The following is a 19,843-nucleotide window of genomic DNA, read 5'->3' on the forward strand; positions in this document are numbered from 1 at the left end:
GCTAACGGCGCTGCCTACCCCAATCCGGACGGAACTCGAATCGCGGGTCAGTCGACACCGCCACCGGGTGACGTCCGTCGTAGCGCGCCGTCCAGATGTCTCCCGTCGGCAGCGAGGTCTCGGTTCCCGCGACAAATTGGGTGTAGACAACCCTGCGTCCGTCCGGGGACCACGCGGGGTTGAAGTGCTCGGTCGCCGAGTATCGTGCTGTGAGGAAGCGCACCTTCGAGGCGCAGTCCGCGAGCGACCGGCAGGTAGCCGGCACCGTGGCGATCGCCGCACCCGGCTGCGAGACATCCGCCCCCTGGCGCTCGGTCGTCTCGAAGACCACCAGATCACTCGACGGCCCGGACGTTGCCGGAGAGATGTCAGGAAGGTCCGCCCGCAGCGACCACGGTGTCAGCTGCCGGGCGTTGCGCCCCGAAAGATCGAGCCGGAACACTGCCACCCCGCTGCCGTCGGCCTTGACCCGCGTGACAATCACGTAGCCGTGCGGTGAGAAACTCGCATTCGTCTCTTCGTACAGGGAATCGATGCCCGGCTCCGAGAACCGCACCTGGCGGCTGCCGTCGAGCGTCGACTTCCACAGAAGCGCCGACACGGCGTTGCCGTTCTCGTCGAACGGACCCGTCACTCGGTCATAGAGGAGGTGTTTTCCATCCGGCGTCCATGTCGGAGTGTTCGTTCCGCCACAGGGATCGGTGCAACCGAGATTGATCTCGTGCTCACCCGTTCCATCGGCATTGATCATGAACGCCGCCGACCGGGTGGGAAAGTCACGCTCGAAAAGAATGCGTCGTCCATCGGGGGAGATGCGTGGGTCGATGTCCTGCACGCCAGCCGGTGGGTGGCTGATCGGGACAACATGCTTCCCTGCGGGATCTGACACGACGATGCGGGCGGTACCCGTCTCGAAGTCGTCGAATCGGGTCCAGGCGAGATAGCTGGCATGGCCAGCGGAATGGTGGGCCGTCGTGGGGTGCTCGGACGCGGAGGCAGCCGAAGCACCTACTCCGCCAAGGACCACCACGAGGCTCGAGACAACGACGGAAATCACCAGTGATTTACGCATTTCGTACTCCTCATCGAGTGGGTAAGCCGCCCGGGTCCGGGCGGACACAAGGGAGAGTCCTCGCCCCCGGCGCCCGGCGCAATACGTAGTGTTCCGGGTTGACCGCACGCGAATACGCAGAGAAACATGGCCGCAAACCACCGGATTAACGACGACCCGTTACCCGACGACGTGCAGCACCCCCTGCGGCGAGATCCTCCCGCCGCGGTTACGTCATTCGAAAGGAACATCTCGTCATGAAACTCAGAAAATTACTGCTCAGCGCGACGGCGACAACCGCTCTCGTTGCGACCGCGCTTCTCGTTCCCTCCGCCGCCATAGCGCACGGCGGCCATCCGGGTCGGGGCCATGGCAGCCACACCACCGTTCTGACAACGGGACTGCAGGGCGCCACGGGCGGAACGATAGGACCCGACGGCGCCCTGTACGTGACGGAGGCGATCACCGGCTCCATCACGCGCGTCGACACGACCACCGGCGAGAAGACCACGTTCACCACGGGTCTGCCCACCCGGGTCGCCGACATCGCTGGCGCCATCGACGTCGCGTTCGTCGGCAAAGCTGCCTACGCCCTGGTCTCCGTCGTTGGCCCGGACGCCGGCGGCACCGCCGTCGACGGAATTTACCGGGTGGATGACCCGGACAGCGCGACCCTCGTTGCGGACCTGGGTGAATGGAGCCGGACCCATCCTCCTGCTACCGATTTCTTCCTCGATCGCGGCGTGCAGTTCGCATTCCAGCCCGTTCGCGGCGGATTTCTCGTGACGGACGGCCACCACAACCGGGTTCTCCACGTAACGCGGAGCGGTGTCATCAGCGAGCTGATTGCGTTCGGCAACACTGTGCCGACGGGATTGGACGTCAGGAACGGCACGGTGTACCTGGCCGAGGCCGGACCCGTTCCCCACGCACCCGCGGACGGCAAGGTCATCGCCTTCGCCGCGAAGCACCCGTCGTCCGCCCGCACCGTCGCGGCCGGATACAGTCTGCTGGTGGATGTGGAGTTCGGACCGGGAGGGTTGTACGCCCTGTCGCAGGGAGATTCTCCGGGTGAGGTTCCCGCGGGATCGCCGGCGCTACCCACCAGCGGTGAGCTGCTGAAGGTCACCCACAACGGCACGTTCAGCGTCGTCGCGAGCGGGCTGAACCTTCCCACCTCGGTCGATTTCGTGCGGGACACCGCCTACATCGTCACCCTCGGCGGAGAGGTAGTGAAGGTCACCCACGTGTCGACGAGGTAGCCGCCGCGCCGCGCGGCAGCACCAGAGCGACTGGCCGCGTTAGACCAGTGACGCGGCCAGTTCCTCGTCGGAACGGGCGTCGAGACCATCGTCAATCAGCTGGATCTGCTCACGATCGAAATACTTCTTCAGCAGCCGTGCGGGATTCTTCTGCTTCGACCGGCGCATCGCACGGTATTCGGCTACCTGGGCCGTGACGAAACCCGCCGTCGCTGCGTCAAAGTCGTGTTCGGAGGTGTCCACAGGCAACTGCACGGCAACCTTTCCTGCCTGGCTTCCGCACCGGTAGAGAACATCGCTGGCCGCGGGATCGGCCGCGCGGTCGCGCTGCGGCATCACCCAGATTCGATTCGAGAGCACGAGCAACCATCCCACATCCGTCGTGGGCGCCGCCCGGGTCATCCACTGTCCCCTTTATTTATTGCGGGGCGGATGTCCCGGACTCGTGTGCCACGCGGGCGTCTTCCTCCGCGTAGTACCGGCGTGCCCGCACGTAGCCGTAGATACCGCGGGCGATGAAAGCAAGCCCGACCACGACGGAGGCGACGCGCCACCAGGTGAATCTCTCGGTGATCAGAAAGACGATCCACAGAGCGGAGTAGACGGCCCCGAAGATGATCAACCACGGTGCCCAGGAGCGCTCCTGCTCTACTCTCATTCGACGTTGAACTGCAGTAGTCATGGTTCGAGCCTAGTGATGGCCCTTTTTGCCATGGTGGTGCTGCGGCTTGGGCACGTCTCCGACGAGAAAGCGCACGGCGTCGTCGACGTTGTTCGTGGTGGCCGGGGTTCCGTCGTCGAGCTGGGTGGGCTTCCACGCGAGCAGCTCGTCCTGCCCGCGCTCGAGGTAACCCACCGTGTAGCCGTCGGAGAGTACGTCCCAGTCGAGCGCTACGTCCGGCTCGCCCATGCCCAGCCGGCGGGAGGTGCCGGACGGCATGATCGTGATGGTGTGCCCCTCGAACTCGTAGTCGATGCCCTCGGGGCGCAGGTCGGTGATGTCATCAAGAGTGGTCATGCCTCAGGGTACGACCGTGCGGGGACTTCGGGAAAGGAGCCGCCTGAGGCATCCGCTTCGCTCACAGCGTCTGCGGGGGTGTGACAGGACCTCCCGCGCTGACGCGGACTCCCGGACAATGGGAACATGCCCGCCAAAGAAGAGCTCCGCGATTACCTGCGCACGCGGCGGGCGCGATTGCAGCCGGCGGACGTGGGACTGCCAGACGGGGCATCCCGTCGCGTTCCCGGGCTTCGCCGCGAGGAAATCGCGCTGCTGGCGGGCGTGAGCGTCGACTATTACGTGCGGCTCGAACAGGGGCGTGGCGGCAACGTGTCGCTGTCTGTTCTCGACGCGGTCGCGCGGGCGTTGCAACTGGATGAGGCGGAGCGCCAGCACCTCATTGACTTGGCGCAGCCCGCACCGCTGAAGCGCAGGGCATCCCCGCGCAGGCAACGCGTGCGCCCCGCGGTTGCCATGCTGCTCGACGCGCTGGACCTGCAGCCGGCTTTCGTCATGGGCGACAGGATGGATGTGCTCGCCATCAACTCGATCGCCCACGACCTCATGGGTGGGTTCATGGACGTGCCAGCCAACGAGCGAAACCTCGCCCGGTTTATCTTTCTCGACCCGTCGGCACGGGACATCCACACGGAGTGGTCCGCCGTGGCCGAGGAGACCGTCGCCATGCTGCGGCTCTACGCCGGCGGCCACCCCGACGACCCGGAGCTGAGCCGCCTGGTGGGCGATCTCTCGCTGAGGAGCCCCGAGTTCGTGCACTTCTGGGCCGCGCACGACGTGCGGTCGCGCGCCTTCGGCACCAAGTCGTGCAATCACCCGCAGGTCGGCGAGATGATCCTCAACTACGAGGCGCTGGTCTTTCCCGGCGACAACGAGCAGCGACTGTGCGTCTACAGCGCAGAGCCCGGGTCGGTGTCGGAGGAGCGGATGCGCCTGCTGGCGTCAATGCATGCGCCCGAGTCATCCGCCCGCGCGACCCTCGCAGACGTCACGACAGCCTCCGCGCACTAACTCTCGGGAATGACGAACGAGCGCGACGGCGGACGCACCTCGTCGGGGTCGGGTCCGCGACGGATGCCCACGTCCAGGCCGTCGATGGCCTCGAGCTCGGCGTCGCTCAGCTCGAAGTCGAAGACCGCGAAGTTCTCGGCGATGCGCTCGGGACGCACTGACTTCGGGATGGCGCTGCGGCCCTGCTGCAGGTGCCACCGAATCATCACCTGGGCCGCGCTCTTTCCGTGAGCCGTCGCGATCGCCTCAATCGTCGGGTCGTGCAACGGGTTCTTCGCACCCTCGTTGTTGTAGCCGGGGAACACGTTGATTCCACCGATGGGAGACCATGCCTGCGTGATGATGCCGTGCGAGGCATCCGCTCGCTGCGTCTCTTTCTGGGTGAAGTAGGGGTGCAGCTCGATCTGGTTGACCGCAGGCACCACAGTGCTGTTTTCGAACAGGTGATCGAGGTGTACGGGCCGGAAGTTGCTGACGCCGATGGACCGCACCTTGCCGTCCGCCAGGAGGGTCTCGAGCGCGCGGTAGGCCTCGAGGGTGATTTCGAACTGCCAGGGTGCCGGCTGGTGCAAAATCAGCAGGTCGATGCGATCAACGCCGAGCTTCGCCGCTGACACATCGAACGCGTGAAGAGTCTCGTCGTAGCCGTACTGACTGATCCACACCTTGGTCTCGATGAAGATCTCGTCCCGGTCGACACCCGACGCGCGGATGCCCTCGCCGACCTCACGCTCGTTGTAATAGGCGGCAGCGGTGTCGATGTGGCGGTATCCGGTGCGCAGGGCCGACTCGACGGCGGACGCCGTGTCGTCCTTCGAACTTTGGAAGACGCCGAGGCCGAGCGCGGGCATCTGCACGCCGTTGTTGAGAGTGAGGAAATCTGTCATACCGTCAGGCTACGTCCGAACGCACGGCCGAGAGGGGCCCTGTCAGTACGTGGTACGACGGTCTACCTCACCAGGCCCATCGAAGCAAGCCGCCCGCAGACCGGATACACGCTCATTAGCGTGTTGGCATGGGAGCAACGGAGTTGTGGCTGGTTCGACACGGAGAGAGCGTGGCCAACGTGGCTGCCGCTGCGGCGGCGGCCCGGGGCGAGGACGTGATCGAGGTCGACCAGCGCGACGCGGACGTGGTGCTGTCGCCGGTGGGCGAAAGGCAGGCCCTGGCGCTCGGCGACTGGCTGGCGGAGAATACCACCGACGCGCGGCCCGGAGCGGTGTGGTCGTCCTCGTATATGCGTGCCCAGCAGACGGTGATCCTGGCGATGCAGCGCGCGGGCCTGGACTTGCCGCTACGAGTGGATGACCGGCTTCGCGACAGGGAGCTCGGAATTCTCGACCTCCTCACCAGCGACGGCGTGAAAAACCGTTACCCCGAGGAGGCGGCCCGCCGTGCCTGGCTCGGCAAGTTCTATTACCGCCCGCCCGGGGGAGAGTCGTGGGCGGATGTCGCCCTGCGTCTGCGCTCATTCCTGCGGGATATCGACCTCTACGACGAACCGGGCACAGTGCTGGTGGCGGCACATGACGCAGTCATCATGATCTTCCTCTACGTCTGCAACCGCCTGTCGGAGCGCGAGCTTCTCGACTTCGCGCTCACTCATACGGTCACGAACGCCTCGGTGACCCGGCTGGTACGGCCCAGCGGCGAGGGACCGTGGCAGCTCGGCGTCTTCTCCGATGACGCCCACGTCCGGGCGAGTGAGGCGCCGGTAACCGAACACTCGGGAGATGACGATGACAAAAGCCACTGACAACGCACCCCTGGGCCTGCCCGTCACGCCGGAGCTGCTGCGGGACTGGCCCCTGCCCCCTGTGGCCGATTCGAAATATGGCCGCGGACAGGTCGTCGTCGTCGGAGGGGCCCCGCGGTCGCCCGGCGCTGCGATGCTGGCGGGTATCGCCTCGCTTCGCGTCGGTGCAGGTCGTCTCACCCTCGCGGTCGGTTCGTCGATCGCCGGACAGGTGGCCGTCGCGCTCCCGGAGAGCGGTGTTGTCTTCCTCGATGAGACGAGCGAACGTCACGTGCTCGGGTCGAGCATTCGATTTGCCGAGAGCGATCTGCGTTCTGCCGACGTCGTTGTGGTCGGCCCCGGCCTCGACGACGCGCCTGAGGCTGCCGACCTCCTTCGCGCGCTGCCCGATTTGCTGGAGCCACGCACGGTGGTCGTGCTGGACGCCTATGCGCTCGGAGTACTTGCCGAGGAAGCGGATGTCGCGGCCGCCCTGAGCGGCAGGCTCGTGCTCACCCCGAACACCACCGAGGCCTCACGCCTCCTCGGTCACGACTTCGCTGGCGAGTCCGACATCGCCCAGATCGCCGACACCTACGGGGCTACCGTCAGCTGTCAGGGGACGATCTGCGAACCCGGCGGCGGCTCCTGGCAGATCGCGACCGGCCGGAGCGGCCTCGCAACCTCCGGCAGCGGCGACGTTCTTGCCGGCGCGATCGCCGGTCTCTGTGCCCGCGGTGCGACCCCCTCACAGGCGGCCGTCTGGGCCACACACGCGCACGCGGCAGCGGGAGACCGGCTCTCGGTCGCGGTGGGTCCGCTGGGATACCTGGCGTCCGAACTCCTGCCGGAGCTACCGCGGGTCTTCGTGGAGATCGGCACGAACTAGCGCTCTCGGCGAGCAACGCTCAGCTATTTTGCACCTTGTGGATTTGCGTGCATAATTGCACTCATGACAATTAGTGCAATCTCTGAGACCCACAGGTCGAGGAAGATGCAGCAAACCGCGGCGCGACTCACGTCCGTGTCGCGGCGCCTCACCACCGAGCGCGGCCTCAACGGCTTCACGGTCGAAGAGGTGTGCAGCGAGGTCAACGTTTCGCGGCGCACCTTCTTCAACTACTATCCGTCCAAGGAAGACGCCATCATCGGCGCCCACCCCGACGAAGACCTCGAGCGCATCGAAAGCGCATTCCTCGAACGCGGCTCCTCCACGTGGACCGCCGTCATGGACGACCTGATCGACCTCGTCATCGAGCATTTCGAGTCGGCGGGACTGGATGCCACGGGGCACGCGGAACTTGCGGCGGCCCTCGAGCGCGAACCGAAGCTCCTGCTGCGCCTCATCGGCGTGTCCCGGGAGCGCGACAAGCAGGTGATCGCTCTGGTGGCCCGCCGGGAGAACGTGCCGATCGATGACCCCCGGGCCGAGGCATCCGTTGAAATCCTCACGGCCCTTCTCAAGTCGGTGGGCGAGCGTTATCTGACTCCCCACAACACCCAGGAATTTTCCACCCTTATTCACGACCGCCTTGCTGCGATGCGCGCAGTGCTGGCCCCATCCGCTCCTCGAAAGGGAACACCGTGACAACGACGACGACGGCGAAAACCGAGGGGCCACTGCTCCTCACCCAGCGGCGAATTTGGATCATCTTCGCCGCTCTCATCGCGGGCATGCTGCTGTCCAGCCTCGACCAGACCATCGTGTCGACCGCGATGCCCACCATCGTCGGACAGCTGGGCGGCGTCGAGCACCAGGTCTGGCTGACCACGGCCTACCTGCTCGCTACCACGATCGTCATGCCGGTGTACGGCAAGTTCGGTGACGTGCTCGGTCGACGTCGGCTGTTCCTCATCGCGATCGCGCTGTTCACCCTCGCCTCCGTCGGCTGTGCCTTCGCCGGTGACTTCACCCAGCTCATCGTCTTCCGCGCCCTCCAGGGTCTCGGTGGCGGTGGCCTGATGATCCTGTCGCAGGCGATCATCGCGGACATCGTGCCCGCATCCCAGCGCGGAAAGTACCTCGGCCCCCTCGGCGCGATCTTCGGACTGTCTGCCGTCGGTGGACCGCTCCTCGGCGGATTCTTCGTTGACCACCTCACCTGGCAGTGGGCGTTCTACATCAACATCCCGGTCGGCATCATCGCCTTCGGTATCGCCTGGTTCACCCTGAAGCTGCCCAACAAGCGCGCGACCCAGCCGATCGACATCCTCGGCGTTCTGCTTCTGTCCGCGTTCACCACCTGCCTCATCTTCTTTACCGACTTCGGCGGCAGCACGGACCACGGCTGGGGTGCCGTCGAGACGTGGATGTTCGGCGTCGGCATGGTGCTGGCAGCGATCCTCTTCGTAATGGTCGAAGCACGGGCGAAGGACCCGATCATCCCGCTCGCGCTGTTCAAGAACCGCACGTTCATCAACGCGACCCTGATCGGGCTCACCCTCGGCCTCGGCATGTTCTCGGCGATCGGCTTCGTTCCCACGTTCCTGCAGATGTCGTCCGGAACCTCGGCCGCGGCATCCGGTCTCCTGATGCTCCCGATGATGGTCGGCCTGATCGGCACCTCGATCGTCTCGGGAATCCTCATCACGCGCACCGGTCGCTACAAGCAGTTCCCGATCATCGGAACGCTGCTGACGGCCGCCGCCATGGTCGCCATGACCACCCTCACCGCGGACACCCCGATCTGGCTCATCTGCGTCTTCCTGTTCGTGTTCGGCGCGGGCCTCGGTCTGATCCTTCAGGTCGGCGTTCTCGTCGCCCAGAACTCGGTGAACCCGTCGATGATCGGTACCGCAACCAGCACGAACAACTACTTCCGCGAAGTGGGAGCGTCCCTCGGCGTGGCAGTGTTCGGCACCATCTTCACCTCACGCCTGACCTCGAACCTCACCGATGTCTTCACCGGCGCCGGTGCGAGTGCGGGGGATGCCGCGAGCTCCACGTCATCGCTCGACCCGCAGACGCTGGCCCAGCTGCCCGCGGCGGTGCGTGACGGAGTGGTGACGGCGTACGCCGATGCCCTCGCTCCCGTGTTCTGGTACCTGCTGCCGTTCATCGCGATCGCGTTCGTGCTGTCGCTGCTCCTCAAGCAGATTCCGCTCTCCGACGTTGCCGGGCTCGTTGCCCGCGGCGAGGCGATCGGTGGCGACGAGGCCGAGGCGCTCGAGAGTGCGCAGCGTGGCACCCCGGTCGCGACCGCCAAGTCCGACCCCGACACCAGTGACCGCGACGATCTGATCTCCAAGTCGTAGCGAGCTCACCGGCTCCGGCCCGATAGGACGAGTGGATGCCCCCGCCCCAGCAATCAGCTGAGGCGGGGGCATCCGTCTGTCCGGCGCCGTCTACGTCTGAGGGGGTCCAGCAGACCGGGGGATGAGGCCGCCCTGCCGCCGGGATGGTGCCGCGCTTAGCGTGAGAATCACCCAAGCGAAAGAAGCATCACCATGTCAGACCGCCTCGACGGAACCGTCGCCATCGTCACCGGAGCATCCAGCGGCATCGGCCACGCCACCGCCCTCACCCTCGCCAGTCGCGGCGCGACGGTCGTCGCTGTCGCCCGCCGGCGCGACCGCCTCGACGCTCTCGTCACCACCATCGAGTCGGCAGGCGGACGAGCCCTCGCCATCGACGCGGACGTCTCGAGCGAAGCGGATGCCACGGCTGTCGTCACCCGCACAATCGCCGCCCTCCGCCGGCTGGACACCCTGGTCAACGCGGCCGGGGTGATGCTCATCGGGGACTCCGTGAGCTCGCCGACGGAACACTGGAACCGCATGGTCGACGTGAACCTCAAGGGCGTCATGTACCTGACCAAGGCCGCCCTTCCGTACCTGATCGACGGTGTCACCTCCAGCGACCGCGGGGTGACCGACGTGGTGACGATCAGTTCAACGGCGGGCCGGGTCGCCAACCCGTACGCGGCGATTTACAACGCCACCAAGTTTGCGGTGACCGCGGCGTCCGAGGCATGGCGCCAGGAGTACGCGACCCGCGGGGTGCGTTTCTCCGCCATCGAGCCGGGAGCCGTGTCGACGGAGATCGCCAACGAGCAGGAGTTCTCCCGCGCCTGGTACGCGGAGCAGGCTGCCCTCGGCGATGTGTTGCTGGCCGACGACATCGCGGAGGCCGTCTCGTACATCGTCAGCAACCATCGCCGCATTGCCGTCGGCGAGATCGTGATCCGGCCGACGCATCAGGCGTAGCGGCAGACGGTGCCGGGCTACTCGCCGCGGGTGAGGAGCCCGGCGCGCTCCGGGTGCTTGTCGAACCACTCGCCGACGTACCAGCACATCGGAATCACCTTGCGGGTGCTGTTGGCCTCGACGTCATCGATGGCGAAGGTCACCACCTCGCCAGCAAGACCCTGTCCGCGCCTCGACGGCGCCGTGTAGGTGTGGTTGAAGGAGATCTGGTTACCGTTCAGACGGTAGTCGGCGACCGCGGCAAGCTCGCCATCGATGGTGAGCGTGTAGCGCGAGGCATCCGGTTCATGTGCGAGTTCGTGGGCCATGTCTCCAGCCTAAGTCGGCGATCAATCGCGCGCACGGGATCGTTCTAGCGGGGGAGCAGCGCCTCCATGGCGTCGAGATATGCGGCGCCATCGAAGTCGGGCACGATGGTGCTCTGCACCACGTACCCGTGCACCGCACTGAGGAACAGCGGCGCCTGGGCGACGCCGACCGCGTCCGCCTCCTCGGGGGAGAGTCCGTGCTCGCGCTGGTGCCACAGCGAGATGTACTCGATGTGCGCCTGTCGCATGGTCAGATACACCTTGCCGCACATCTCGGCGAGGTCGGGATCGGTGGCGGCCTCGCCCCACACCTGCAGCAGTTGCGCTGGCGCGGTCAGATCGCTCGCCATCGCCGTGATGAGCGCGCGCACCACCGCACTGGGCGCGGGAAGGGGATTCTGCGCTTTCAGCTCGTCCAGTTCGTCGAGCCGCTGCCGCGAGATGCGGTTCGCGACATCGTGCACAATGTCGGCCTTGCCCTTGTACTGGTTGTAGATCGCGCCGGCCGACAGGCCCGACTCGGCCATGATCTCCGCCATCGATGTTGCCTGAAAACCCTTGCGCCGGAACGCCGCCTGGGCCGCCTCCGCGATCTCGGCGCGGCGGGCAGAGCGGTATTCATCGGTCACCTTTGGCATGCCTCCAGTATAAAAACGAATGATCATTCTTGACAACCGTTTACGGACACTTCACAATAAAGAACGAACATTCGTCTTGTAGCAAAGGAATTTGTCATGCGTCCACACACTCCCTGGCCCCGCGTCGGTCTGGTCAGCGTCATTCTCGGAGTGGTGGTCAGCATCATCGTGGTGGCGTTCCTCTGGCCGACCATCACGTCGTCCGTGCACGATGTGCCCATTGCCGTCGCGGGTAACTCGCAGGCCGTCGACCAGGTCACGGCGGCGCTCGAGAAGAAGGCGCCCGGCACCTTCTCGGTGACCGTCGTTGGTACACGGGATGCCGCGGTCGACCTCATCAAGTCCCGCGATGTCTACGGAGCCATCGTTCTCGGTGACGCGCCGGAGGTGCTCACAGCATCGGCCGCGAGCCCCGTGGCCAGCCAGATGGTATCCGCCCTCGCCCCCGTACTGCAGGCACAGGTGACCGCCGGTGCCGCGGCACAGAATGCGGTTACGGGCGCTGCGGCGCCGGTCGTGGTACTCACCGATGTTGTTCCGCTGGCATCGACCGATGCGCGCGGCACCGCCCTTGTGGCATCCTCGTTCCCGCTCGTCCTCGGCGGCATGCTCGGCGGAATCATCACGTCGCTTCTCGTTGTCGGCGTGTGGCGTCGTGCCGCGGTCGCGGGAATCTTCGCCGTGATCGCCGGCTTCTCGCTGGCGGCCATCCTGCAGTTCTGGTTCGGCGCGCTGCAGAGCGATTACCTCGTCAACGTCGCCATCATCGCGCTGGGCATCGCGTCGATCACCGGCGTCATCGTCGGTGCGGTCGCCCTGCTCGGACGCGCCGGCGTCGCCGTCGGTCCGGTGCTGTTCCTCCTCATCGCCAATCCGCTGTCGTCGGCGGCCCAGCCGGTGGAGTTCCTCGCGCAGCCGTGGGGTGCCATCGGTCAGTTCCTTCCGCCGGGAGCGGCAGCGACCCTGCTGCGCGAGCACTCCTACTTCCCCGACTCGAACATGATGTTCCCGTGGCTCGTGCTCGGTGGCTGGGCTCTTCTCGGACTCCTGTTGTCGATCGCCGGTCACTTCCGGTCTGCGGGCGCTGCGACCCACACCGCGCTGGCCGAGGCCGAGGCGGCGGAGGTGGCTCACCACCACGAGGGCACCCACGTTGCCACGGCGCCGCACGTCGGAGCACACGTTGCCCCGGAGCCCAGCCCCACCGCGTAGCACCAGGGATGTCGCCGGCCTCCGTTAGCCTCGGATAACCCGATCCGAACGGAGGCCGCGCGTGTTCCTGCTCGACACCAGCACCACGGGCGCCTCGACACTCCCGACCGTCGTGTACAGCGCCAGCGACCTGACGATGGCTGCCACCTGCGAGTGGGCGCTCATGCGCAAACTCGACGGCAAGCTGGGGCGCATCCCCGCGTTCGTCGACGAGCCCGACGCCATGCTCGCCCGCGCCGGCAAGCTGGGCGACGCCCACGAGCTGCGCGTGCTCGAAGAGCTGCGGCGCACCCGGAGCGTCGTGGAGTTTCCCCGGCCGGGCATCGCACTCGAGGAGCTCGTCGCCGCGGCATCCGCTACCGAGGCGGCCTTTATCGCCCGCGCCGATGTCCTCTTCCAGGCCACCTTTTTCGACGGTCGTTTTCTGGGCTTCGCAGACTTCATCCAGCTCAACGACGCCGGCGTGTACGAGGTGTACGACACCAAGCTCGCGCGCCACGAGAAGATCACCGCGCTGCTGCAGCTTGCCGCGTACAGCGACCAGCTGCAGCGCCTCGGTATCCCGATCGGCGACGAGGTTCACCTGATCCTGGGTGATCTTCGACTGAGCACCCACCGCGTTCGCGACATCCTTCCCGTCTACCGCAAGCGACGCGCGCGCCTACAGCGGCTCATCGATGCGCGTGTCGCCTCGCCGACGGCGACCGAGTGGGGCGACCCGCGCTACGCCGCCTGTGGACGATGCTCCGCCTGCGCCGAGCAGATCGAGCTGCACCGCGACGTGCTGCTCGTCGCGGGAATGAGGCTCACCCAGCGCAAGCGTCTCGCCGACGCCGGCATTGCCTCCGTCGATCAGCTGGCCGCGTCGACCGGACCGGTGGACGGAATGGCGGATGCCACGCTCGCAGGTCTCCGCGCGCAGGCGGCCCTGCAGGTCCGCACCATCCCGGGCTCGGCTCCCGCCTACGACGTGTTCAATCCCTCGGCGCTCCGTGCCATCCCCGAGCCCAACGCCGGCGACATCTTCTTCGACTTCGAGGGAGACCCGCTGTACAGCGAGGACGACGGACCGGAGTGGGGACTCGACTACCTGTTCGGACTGATCGAGAACGACGGCACGTTCCGCCCGTTCTGGGCGCACAGCTATGCCGAGGAACGCCAGGCCCTCATCGACTTCATGGCGTACGTGGGGGACCGCAGGCGCACATTCCCGGCGATGCACATCTACCACTACGCCTCGTACGAGCGCACCCATCTGCTCTCGCTCGCCGCCCGCCACGGGGTGTGCGAGAACGAGGTGGACGACCTGCTGCGCGATAACGTGCTCGTCGACCTCTACCCGGTGGTCAAGAAGAGCCTCCGGGTCGGGTCGCGCAGCTACTCCATCAAGAAGCTGGAACCGCTGTACATGGGCGCCGAGCACCGGGTCGGCGTGGACAACGCGGCCGACTCCATCACCGAGTACGCCGACGCGCGCCAACTCATCGCCGAGGGTCATCCATCCGACGGCCAGGCGAAGCTCGATGCCATCGCCGAGTACAACGAATACGACTGCGTGTCGACGCTTCGCCTGCGTGACTGGCTGCTGGCGCGCTCCGCCGAGTTCGGGGAAAGCCTCGCGGCCCCGCGCGACCTCGAGCTCGAGATCCCGGGAGCCCGCGAACCCAGCCCCGTGTACCTCGCCCTCGCCGCACACACCGCCGATGTTCCCCCGGGGGAGCGCACGGCCGACCAGACGGCCATCGCGCTTGCCTCCGCGGCGATCGACTACCACCGCCGGGAGGGCAAGAAGTTCTGGCAGGAGCACTTCGACCGACTGCGCAACCCCGTCGATGAGTGGGCGGACACGCGGGACGTGCTCGTCGTCACCGATGTCGCCATCGACCGCGACTGGAGCAAGGTTGGCCGGGACCGCAATGAGTCCCGCGTCCTAAGGATCGAGGGGGATGTCGCGCCCGGCAGTTCCCTCAAGATCGGGCACAAGCCCTACCTGCTGTACGACGAGACCTTTGCGGGCGGCGACTACGAAAAGCCCCGGGAACCCGGCACCCGGTACGCCCACGACCGCGCGGAGATCACCGACGTCGCCGATGGCGCGTACTACGTCACCGAGAAGCTCAGCAGCAACACCGACGCGTACGACGAGGTTCCCATGGCCTTCGCCCCGGGCAAGCCGCCACCACCCGGCGCCCAGGTCGAGGCGATCGCCGGGTGGGGTCAGCGCGTACTCGACGCCCTTCCGCAGATGCTGCCCGACGCCGCCCTCGACATCCTGCGTCGGCAGCCGCCGCGCGGACGGACGACCCCCGGGGACAACGCCGCGGTATCGGTCGAGTCCATCGTCGCCGACCTCACGGCGATCGACAGGTCGTATCTGGCGGTGCAGGGACCTCCCGGCACGGGCAAGACCCACATCGGATCCCACGTCATCGCCGAGCTCGTCGAGAAGCACGGCTGGCGCATCGGCGTGGTCGCCCAGTCCCACGCCACCGTCGAGAACATGCTGAGCGCCGTCGTGGAGAAAGCGAAACTCGATCCCGCCCGCGTGGGCAAACGCGTGCGCAAGGGGGAGGAGACCCGCGACACCGTCTGGACAGCCCTCACCGACAAGGCGTCCTCCTTCGGCGAGTTCATGGCGCAGTCCGGCGGCCTCGTGCTCGGCGGAACGGCATGGGACTTCAGCAGCGCTACCCGCATCGATCCCGGGTCCCTCGATCTGCTCGTCATCGACGAGGCGGGCCAGTACTCGCTCGCGAGCACGATTGCCGCTGCCGTTGCGGCACAGCGCCTGTTATTGCTCGGCGACCCGCAGCAGCTGCCCCAGGTAAGCCAGGGTTCGCATCCAGAACCGGTGGATGTCTCTGCGCTCGGCTGGCTCTCGGAGGGCCACGACGTGCTCCCGCCCGAGTTCGGGTATTTCCTGGCCAAGAGTTGGCGGATGCACCCGGCGGTCTGCCGCCCGGTATCGCTGCTGTCGTACGAGGGAAAGCTCGAGTCGCGGGCGGGGGACCGCCTGCTGGAGGGGATCGTTCCGGGCCTGCACCCCGTCCCGGTCGATCACCGGCTGAACTCCACCTCGTCGGAGCAGGAGGCGGAGCGTGTCGTCGAGATCGCCCACGCGCTTCTCGGGCGGGAATGGACGGACAAGGGGGAGACCCGGCTCACGACGGAGGACGACCTCATCGTGGTCGCGCCGTACAACGCCCAGGTCGAGCTGCTCCGGGTGCGTCTGGCGGAAGCCGGACTGCGCGCCGTCTCGGTCGGGACCGTGGACAAGTTCCAGGGCCGCGAAGCGGCGGTGGCGATCGTCTCGCTCGCGGCGTCCTCGGCGGACGAAGTGCCCCGGGGCCTCGAGTTCCTGTTGCTCGCCAACCGGTTGAACGTCGCCATTTCGCGGGCCCAGTGGGCCGCCTATCTGGTCTACTCGCCGGCGCTCACCGAATACCTGCCCACCAACGCCCGCACCATCGCGCAGCTGAGCGCCTTCATCCGGCTCGTGGAGCCCGAGGAGGACTAACGCTCCCGCGTGCGGCGCACGAGCTCACGGATGACCCGCTCGAGTTCGTCACGTCGTGCCTGCACATCGTCGTGACCGCGGAGGAAGATCATCCGCCGTCCGTCCTTGTAGTCCCCCTCCAGCAGCTCGCTCGCGACCGACGGCGCATCGGGATGATGAACGACGAGGTGGAGATAGTCGGTCGGGCGCAGGTGGAACGTGAAGAGGTAGTCGCCGCCGTAGCTGAAGGTCGGGGCGTTCCACTTCCACTGCTCGGAAATGTCGGGATTGATGCCCATGACGAGGGCTCTCACCTCATCGATATCCGCCCGGAGCGGATGGTCGAGCTCATCGAGGGTGCCGGACACGTCCACGGGTTTGGCCATGCGGCGACCCTACGGCGTTCGCGGCCGATAGCCCAGAGAAACTTGCGGTACAACACCAGAGGCACCGACCTGTTGGCCGGTGCCTCTGTGTTGTGCTGGCGGTGCCGTGAGTGCACTGCGGTCGGGTGAGCCCGCTACTTCTCGGTGACGACGCCGTCGAGGTCAGTGACGCCGAGAGCGAGAGCCTGCTCGCGGCGCTTGCTCATCGACGGAGCCAGCAGGGCCACGATGATGGCGACGACACTGACCGCGGCGCACACCCAGAAGACGGTGTTGAACACGCTGTCGGCGGGAAGGTTGATCGTTCCCGTCGGAAGTGCGAACGCGGTTGTCTTGGAGGAAATGACAGCCGCTATAACCGCGGTGCCGATGCTGGAACCGATCGTGCGTGCGATGGTGTTCGCACTGATCGCCTCACCCGTCTGCAGGGCGGGAACGCTCTCGATGATCGCGTTGGACGCGGCCGCGAGACCGAAGCCGATGCCCGCACCGGTGAGGATTCCGGATGCCAGAACCATCCAGATGCTGGAGTGCGAGATGCCCGGCAGCACGTACGCCGCGGTCAGCAGCACTCCACCGATGACCAGTGACGGCTTCGGGCCGTACCGACGCACGACGGCGCCGGACAACGCGGACACGATCACGAGCATGATCACGGTGGGGAGGAGGTACAGGCCAGACTCCGACGCTGTCTTGCCGAAGCCGTAGCCAGTGAAGGACGGCAGCTGCAGAAGGGTCGGCATGAGTACAAAGGTGCCGTACATGGCGAAACCGAATACCAGGGCGATGACGTGGGCCGTCCACACGCCACGGATCTTGAACAGGCGAACGTCGATGAGGGGCGAGGACACGCGCAGCTCGACGAGCACGAAGGCGACGAGGGCAACCACGCCGAGAATGATCAGTCCGATGGTCTTGCCGTCGCCCCAGCCCCAGGTCTCTCCCTCACTGATGGCCAGAAGCAGCGACAGCAGGGCGACCGTGAGAACCACGGTTCCGAGGTAGTCGAGGCGTCCCGGCGTCTTGATGGGGGATTCCTTCATGCCGAAAATGATGCCGATGAGGGCGATCACGATGAGCACCATCGGGATCCAGAACAGGAAGTGGTAGTCGAGGTTCTCCACGATCGGACCGGCGGCGACGATTCCGACGCCCGCTCCGATGCCGAAGATTCCCGACAGGATTCCGATGGTGACACTGACCTTGTCTTTGGGTAGTTCGTCCCGGACGATGCCGATGGACAGCGGCAGCACCGCTCCGGCCGCACCCTGGAAGATGCGTCCGATGATCATGACCGGCAGGCTCGTCGCGAGAGCCGCGATGATCGTGCCCACCAGCAGGAGGCTGACGACCACGATGAGGATGCGTCGCTTGCCCTGCATATCACCGAGCTTCGCAAAGATCGGTGTCAGCACGGACGCGGACAGCAGGTACGCCGTGATGATCCAGCTCACGGCCGACGTCGAGACGTCGAGATCCGTCGCAATCGTTGACAAAGCGGGGGCAACCAGAGACTGGAGCACCGCGAACGAGAGACCGGCGAGGGCCAGGTAAATGACAAGCAGGGTGGTATTCGGCTTGTGCGGGGAAATCTGGGGAAGAGAGCCCGTGGTGGGTTCCCCAACGATCTGGGTCATGAGTCTCCGAGAGTTTGTAAACAAGTGCTGACATGTAAATGTAGCACCAAGTCAACTATCGTTTACATCTTCGTTCTGGACTGTATGGTGGTGGGGAACAGAAGGATTTTCATGACAAACGGCACTCCGGCCATCATCGACGATGACCAGGACCACTCCAGCAGGGCGCCGCGGGGCCGCGATGCCGATGCAACGCGAAGCCTGCTTCTGCAGTCCGCGCGGCGTCGTTTCGCGCTCGAGGGCTACGGCTCGACAACCGTGCGCGATATTGCCCGCGATGCCGGGGTCAACGTCGCCCTCATCAACCGTTACTTTGAGTCGAAGGAGGGGCTGTTCGAGGCGTGCCTCGCGCATGCCGCAGAGCAGTTCGACCAACCGACGGTCCCGTCCCTGGACCGTGCCGTGCAGGTAGTCGTCGATCGGGTCACTGTCGAACACGGGAGCGAGGACTCGTTCCACATGATGCTCCTGCTGCGCACCTCGGGCGACGAACGGGCAGACGCGATCCGCCGGCGAACCCTCCGCAACTTCGCGGAACGCATGGCTGCCCTCGCCGGGTGGACCCCCGACGCGGTGGATGGGGACGCGCTGCTGCTCCGGGCCGAGGTTGCCATCTGCGCATCGCTCGGGATTACGCTCCTGCGATCGACGAGCGGCCTCGAGCCGCTGTCGTCCGCGAGCAGGGATGACCTGGCTGGTCCAATTCGAGATCTGTTCTCGGCACTCCTGCGCTGAGACAGACACAGCCCGAGGCATCCATACAAATGCATCTAATTTTCCGAAACGCGGAATAGCCGGCGAGTCCCGAACGCTGTGGTCACTATGAAGAACATCGGGTTCCTATCCTTCGGTCACTACCAGGCGGTGGAGGGCTCGCTCGTCCGCTCCGCCCGCGACGCGCTCATGCAGAGCATCGAGCTCGCTGTCGCCGCGGAGGAGATCGGCGTGGATGGCGCGTATGTGCGCGTGCATCACTTCGCTACGCAGTTGGCGTCGCCGTTCCCGCTACTGGCCGCCATGGCCGCCCGGACGAGCACCATCGAACTCGGCACCGGCATCATCGACATGCGCTACGAAAACCCCCTGTACATGGCCGAGGAAGCCGCCGCGGCCGACCTCATCAGCGACGGGCGACTGCAGCTCGGCATCAGCCGGGGATCACCCGAGACCGCACTGCGCGGGTACGAATCCTTCGGCTACGTTCCCGGGGAGGGACGCAGCGACGCGGATGACGCGCGCGCGAAGACTGAGATCTTCCGCGCGGCGATCGAGGGTGCCGGCGTTGTGCGCGCGAACCCGCAGATGTCGCGCGAGGCGGGACTGCTGTCCATCGAACCGCAGTCCCCGGGGCTGGCCGACCGCATCTGGTGGGGTTCCGGCTCGCGTCAGACCGCGAAGTGGGCGGGGGAGCAGGGCATGAACCTCATGAGCTCGACACTCCTGACCGAAGACACCGGTGTGCCGTTCGACGAACTGCAGGCCGAACAGATCCGCATCTATCGCGAAGCGTGGGCGGAGGCTGGTTGGGCGACGAAGCCGCGGGTATCCGTGAGCCGGAGCATCCTTCCGATCGTGAACGATCAGGACCGCTACTACTTTGGGCTTAAGGGGCAGGTCGAGAGCAAGGATCAGGTGGGTCATCTGGACGGTGGACTCGCGCGCTTTGGCAAGACGTACGTGGGGGAGCCCGACAAGCTCGCCGAGGAGTTGGCGAACGACGCGGCGATCGCGGAAGCGGACACCCTGCTCATCACCGTGCCCAATCAGCTTGGCGTCGATTACAACGCGCATCTGCTGGAGAGCGTCGTGACGCTGATCGCCCCGCAGATCGGCTGGCGCTAGCGAGATGGGGTGGGGTGGGTCATCCGCCCCACCCTGACGGG

Annotated in this window: 20 protein-coding genes; 11 read left to right on the top strand and 9 right to left on the bottom strand. The window is 66.2% G+C overall.

The genetic code is table 11. The features are described 5' to 3' along the window. Position 1 precedes the first annotated feature (1 nt). Entirely contained in the window at positions 2 to 1,072 is a 1,071-nt protein-coding gene (locus tag HB677_RS06425; RefSeq protein ID WP_213814849.1) for a PD40 domain-containing protein, read from the bottom strand. Positions 1,073 to 1,308: 236 nt separating this feature from the next. Here HB677_RS06425 and HB677_RS06430 point away from each other — a divergent pair, with 236 nt between their 5' ends. Continuing rightward, a complete protein-coding gene (locus tag HB677_RS06430) occupies positions 1,309 to 2,313 on the top strand; it encodes a ScyD/ScyE family protein (RefSeq protein WP_213814850.1) in 1,005 nt (334 codons plus the stop codon). 39 nt (positions 2,314 to 2,352) lie between these two features. On the opposite strand, the gene HB677_RS06435 is transcribed toward HB677_RS06430, so the two are convergent. Genes HB677_RS06435 through HB677_RS06445 form a run of 3 tightly spaced genes read right to left on the bottom strand, consistent with a single transcriptional unit; the run spans position 2,353 to position 3,331 of the window. Further along, entirely contained in the window at positions 2,353 to 2,715 is a 363-nt protein-coding gene (locus HB677_RS06435) for a hypothetical protein (protein ID WP_213814851.1), read from the bottom strand. A 16-nt stretch (positions 2,716 to 2,731) separates the two neighbouring features. Continuing rightward, the gene (locus tag HB677_RS06440) at positions 2,732 to 2,995 is read right to left on the bottom strand and encodes a hypothetical protein (RefSeq protein WP_213814852.1); all 264 of its coding nucleotides are present in this window, start codon (positions 2,993 to 2,995) and stop codon (positions 2,732 to 2,734) included. Positions 2,996 to 3,004: 9 nt separating this feature from the next. Next, positions 3,005 to 3,331: a hypothetical protein gene (locus HB677_RS06445; protein WP_213814853.1), complete on the bottom strand. Its 327-nt coding sequence runs from the start codon at positions 3,329 to 3,331 to the stop codon at positions 3,005 to 3,007. A 126-nt stretch (positions 3,332 to 3,457) separates the two neighbouring features. Here HB677_RS06445 and HB677_RS06450 point away from each other — a divergent pair, with 126 nt between their 5' ends. Beyond that, positions 3,458 to 4,342, top strand: coding sequence for a helix-turn-helix transcriptional regulator (locus HB677_RS06450; protein WP_213814854.1), 885 nt, complete (start codon positions 3,458 to 3,460; stop codon positions 4,340 to 4,342). On the opposite strand, the gene HB677_RS06455 is transcribed toward HB677_RS06450, so the two are convergent. Beyond that, positions 4,339 to 5,229 (bottom strand): aldo/keto reductase, encoded by an 891-nt coding sequence (locus HB677_RS06455; protein ID WP_255546276.1) that lies wholly within the window; start codon positions 5,227 to 5,229, stop codon positions 4,339 to 4,341. The two genes, HB677_RS06450 and HB677_RS06455, sit on opposite strands and share 4 nt — an antisense overlap. A gap of 128 nt (positions 5,230 to 5,357) precedes the next feature. Here HB677_RS06455 and HB677_RS06460 point away from each other — a divergent pair, with 128 nt between their 5' ends. The 5 genes from HB677_RS06460 (at position 5,358) to HB677_RS06480 (ending at position 10,283) form a co-directional block, all read left to right on the top strand. After that, on the top strand, positions 5,358 to 6,098 hold the full coding sequence (locus HB677_RS06460; RefSeq protein ID WP_213814855.1) for a histidine phosphatase family protein: 741 nt from the start codon (positions 5,358 to 5,360) through the stop codon (positions 6,096 to 6,098). Beyond that, positions 6,082 to 6,966, top strand: coding sequence for an NAD(P)H-hydrate dehydratase (locus HB677_RS06465; protein ID WP_213814856.1), 885 nt, complete (start codon positions 6,082 to 6,084; stop codon positions 6,964 to 6,966). The genes HB677_RS06460 and HB677_RS06465 overlap by 17 nt, the downstream gene beginning before the upstream one ends. Positions 6,967 to 7,029: 63 nt before the next feature. Beyond that, positions 7,030 to 7,665, top strand: coding sequence for a TetR/AcrR family transcriptional regulator (locus HB677_RS06470; RefSeq protein ID WP_213814857.1), 636 nt, complete (start codon positions 7,030 to 7,032; stop codon positions 7,663 to 7,665). Continuing rightward, entirely contained in the window at positions 7,662 to 9,332 is a 1,671-nt protein-coding gene (locus HB677_RS06475; RefSeq protein WP_213814858.1) for an MDR family MFS transporter, read from the top strand. Before HB677_RS06470 ends, HB677_RS06475 begins: the two co-directional genes overlap by 4 nt. Before the next feature lie 192 nt (positions 9,333 to 9,524). Beyond that, positions 9,525 to 10,283 (top strand): SDR family NAD(P)-dependent oxidoreductase, encoded by a 759-nt coding sequence (locus HB677_RS06480; protein WP_213814859.1) that lies wholly within the window; start codon positions 9,525 to 9,527, stop codon positions 10,281 to 10,283. Positions 10,284 to 10,300: 17 nt separating this feature from the next. Here HB677_RS06480 and HB677_RS06485 read toward each other — a convergent pair whose 3' ends face one another. Next, a complete protein-coding gene (locus HB677_RS06485; RefSeq protein ID WP_213814860.1) occupies positions 10,301 to 10,591 on the bottom strand; it encodes a GNAT family N-acetyltransferase in 291 nt (96 codons plus the stop codon). A gap of 44 nt (positions 10,592 to 10,635) precedes the next feature. Beyond that, a complete protein-coding gene (locus tag HB677_RS06490) occupies positions 10,636 to 11,229 on the bottom strand; it encodes a TetR/AcrR family transcriptional regulator (protein WP_213814861.1) in 594 nt (197 codons plus the stop codon). 96 nt (positions 11,230 to 11,325) lie between these two features. Between HB677_RS06490 and HB677_RS06495 the strand changes: the two genes are divergently transcribed. Both HB677_RS06495 and HB677_RS06500 read left to right on the top strand, forming a co-directional pair. Then, positions 11,326 to 12,441: an ABC transporter permease gene (locus HB677_RS06495; protein ID WP_213814862.1), complete on the top strand. Its 1,116-nt coding sequence runs from the start codon at positions 11,326 to 11,328 to the stop codon at positions 12,439 to 12,441. A 61-nt stretch (positions 12,442 to 12,502) separates the two neighbouring features. Then, entirely contained in the window at positions 12,503 to 15,958 is a 3,456-nt protein-coding gene (locus HB677_RS06500; protein ID WP_307852499.1) for a TM0106 family RecB-like putative nuclease, read from the top strand. On the opposite strand, the gene HB677_RS06505 is transcribed toward HB677_RS06500, so the two are convergent. Further along, the gene (locus HB677_RS06505; protein ID WP_213814863.1) at positions 15,955 to 16,323 is read right to left on the bottom strand and encodes a DUF1801 domain-containing protein; all 369 of its coding nucleotides are present in this window, start codon (positions 16,321 to 16,323) and stop codon (positions 15,955 to 15,957) included. The genes HB677_RS06500 and HB677_RS06505 overlap by 4 nt on opposite strands. Before the next feature lie 134 nt (positions 16,324 to 16,457). Then, a complete protein-coding gene (locus tag HB677_RS06510; RefSeq protein ID WP_213814864.1) occupies positions 16,458 to 17,960 on the bottom strand; it encodes an MFS transporter in 1,503 nt (500 codons plus the stop codon). 111 nt (positions 17,961 to 18,071) lie between these two features. Here HB677_RS06510 and HB677_RS06515 point away from each other — a divergent pair, with 111 nt between their 5' ends. Together HB677_RS06515 and HB677_RS06520 are read left to right on the top strand one after the other, a co-directional pair. After that, complete coding sequence (locus tag HB677_RS06515; protein WP_213814865.1) at positions 18,072 to 18,695, top strand: TetR/AcrR family transcriptional regulator; 624 nt, start codon at positions 18,072 to 18,074, stop codon at positions 18,693 to 18,695. Between the two features lie 87 nt (positions 18,696 to 18,782). Continuing rightward, complete coding sequence (locus tag HB677_RS06520) at positions 18,783 to 19,802, top strand: LLM class flavin-dependent oxidoreductase (RefSeq protein WP_213814866.1); 1,020 nt, start codon at positions 18,783 to 18,785, stop codon at positions 19,800 to 19,802. The last annotated feature ends 41 nt before the right edge of the window (positions 19,803 to 19,843 follow it).

The sequence above is a fragment of the Glaciihabitans sp. dw_435 genome, from assembly GCF_018449675.1.
Taxonomy (GTDB): Bacteria; Actinomycetota; Actinomycetes; order Actinomycetales; family Microbacteriaceae; genus Glaciihabitans.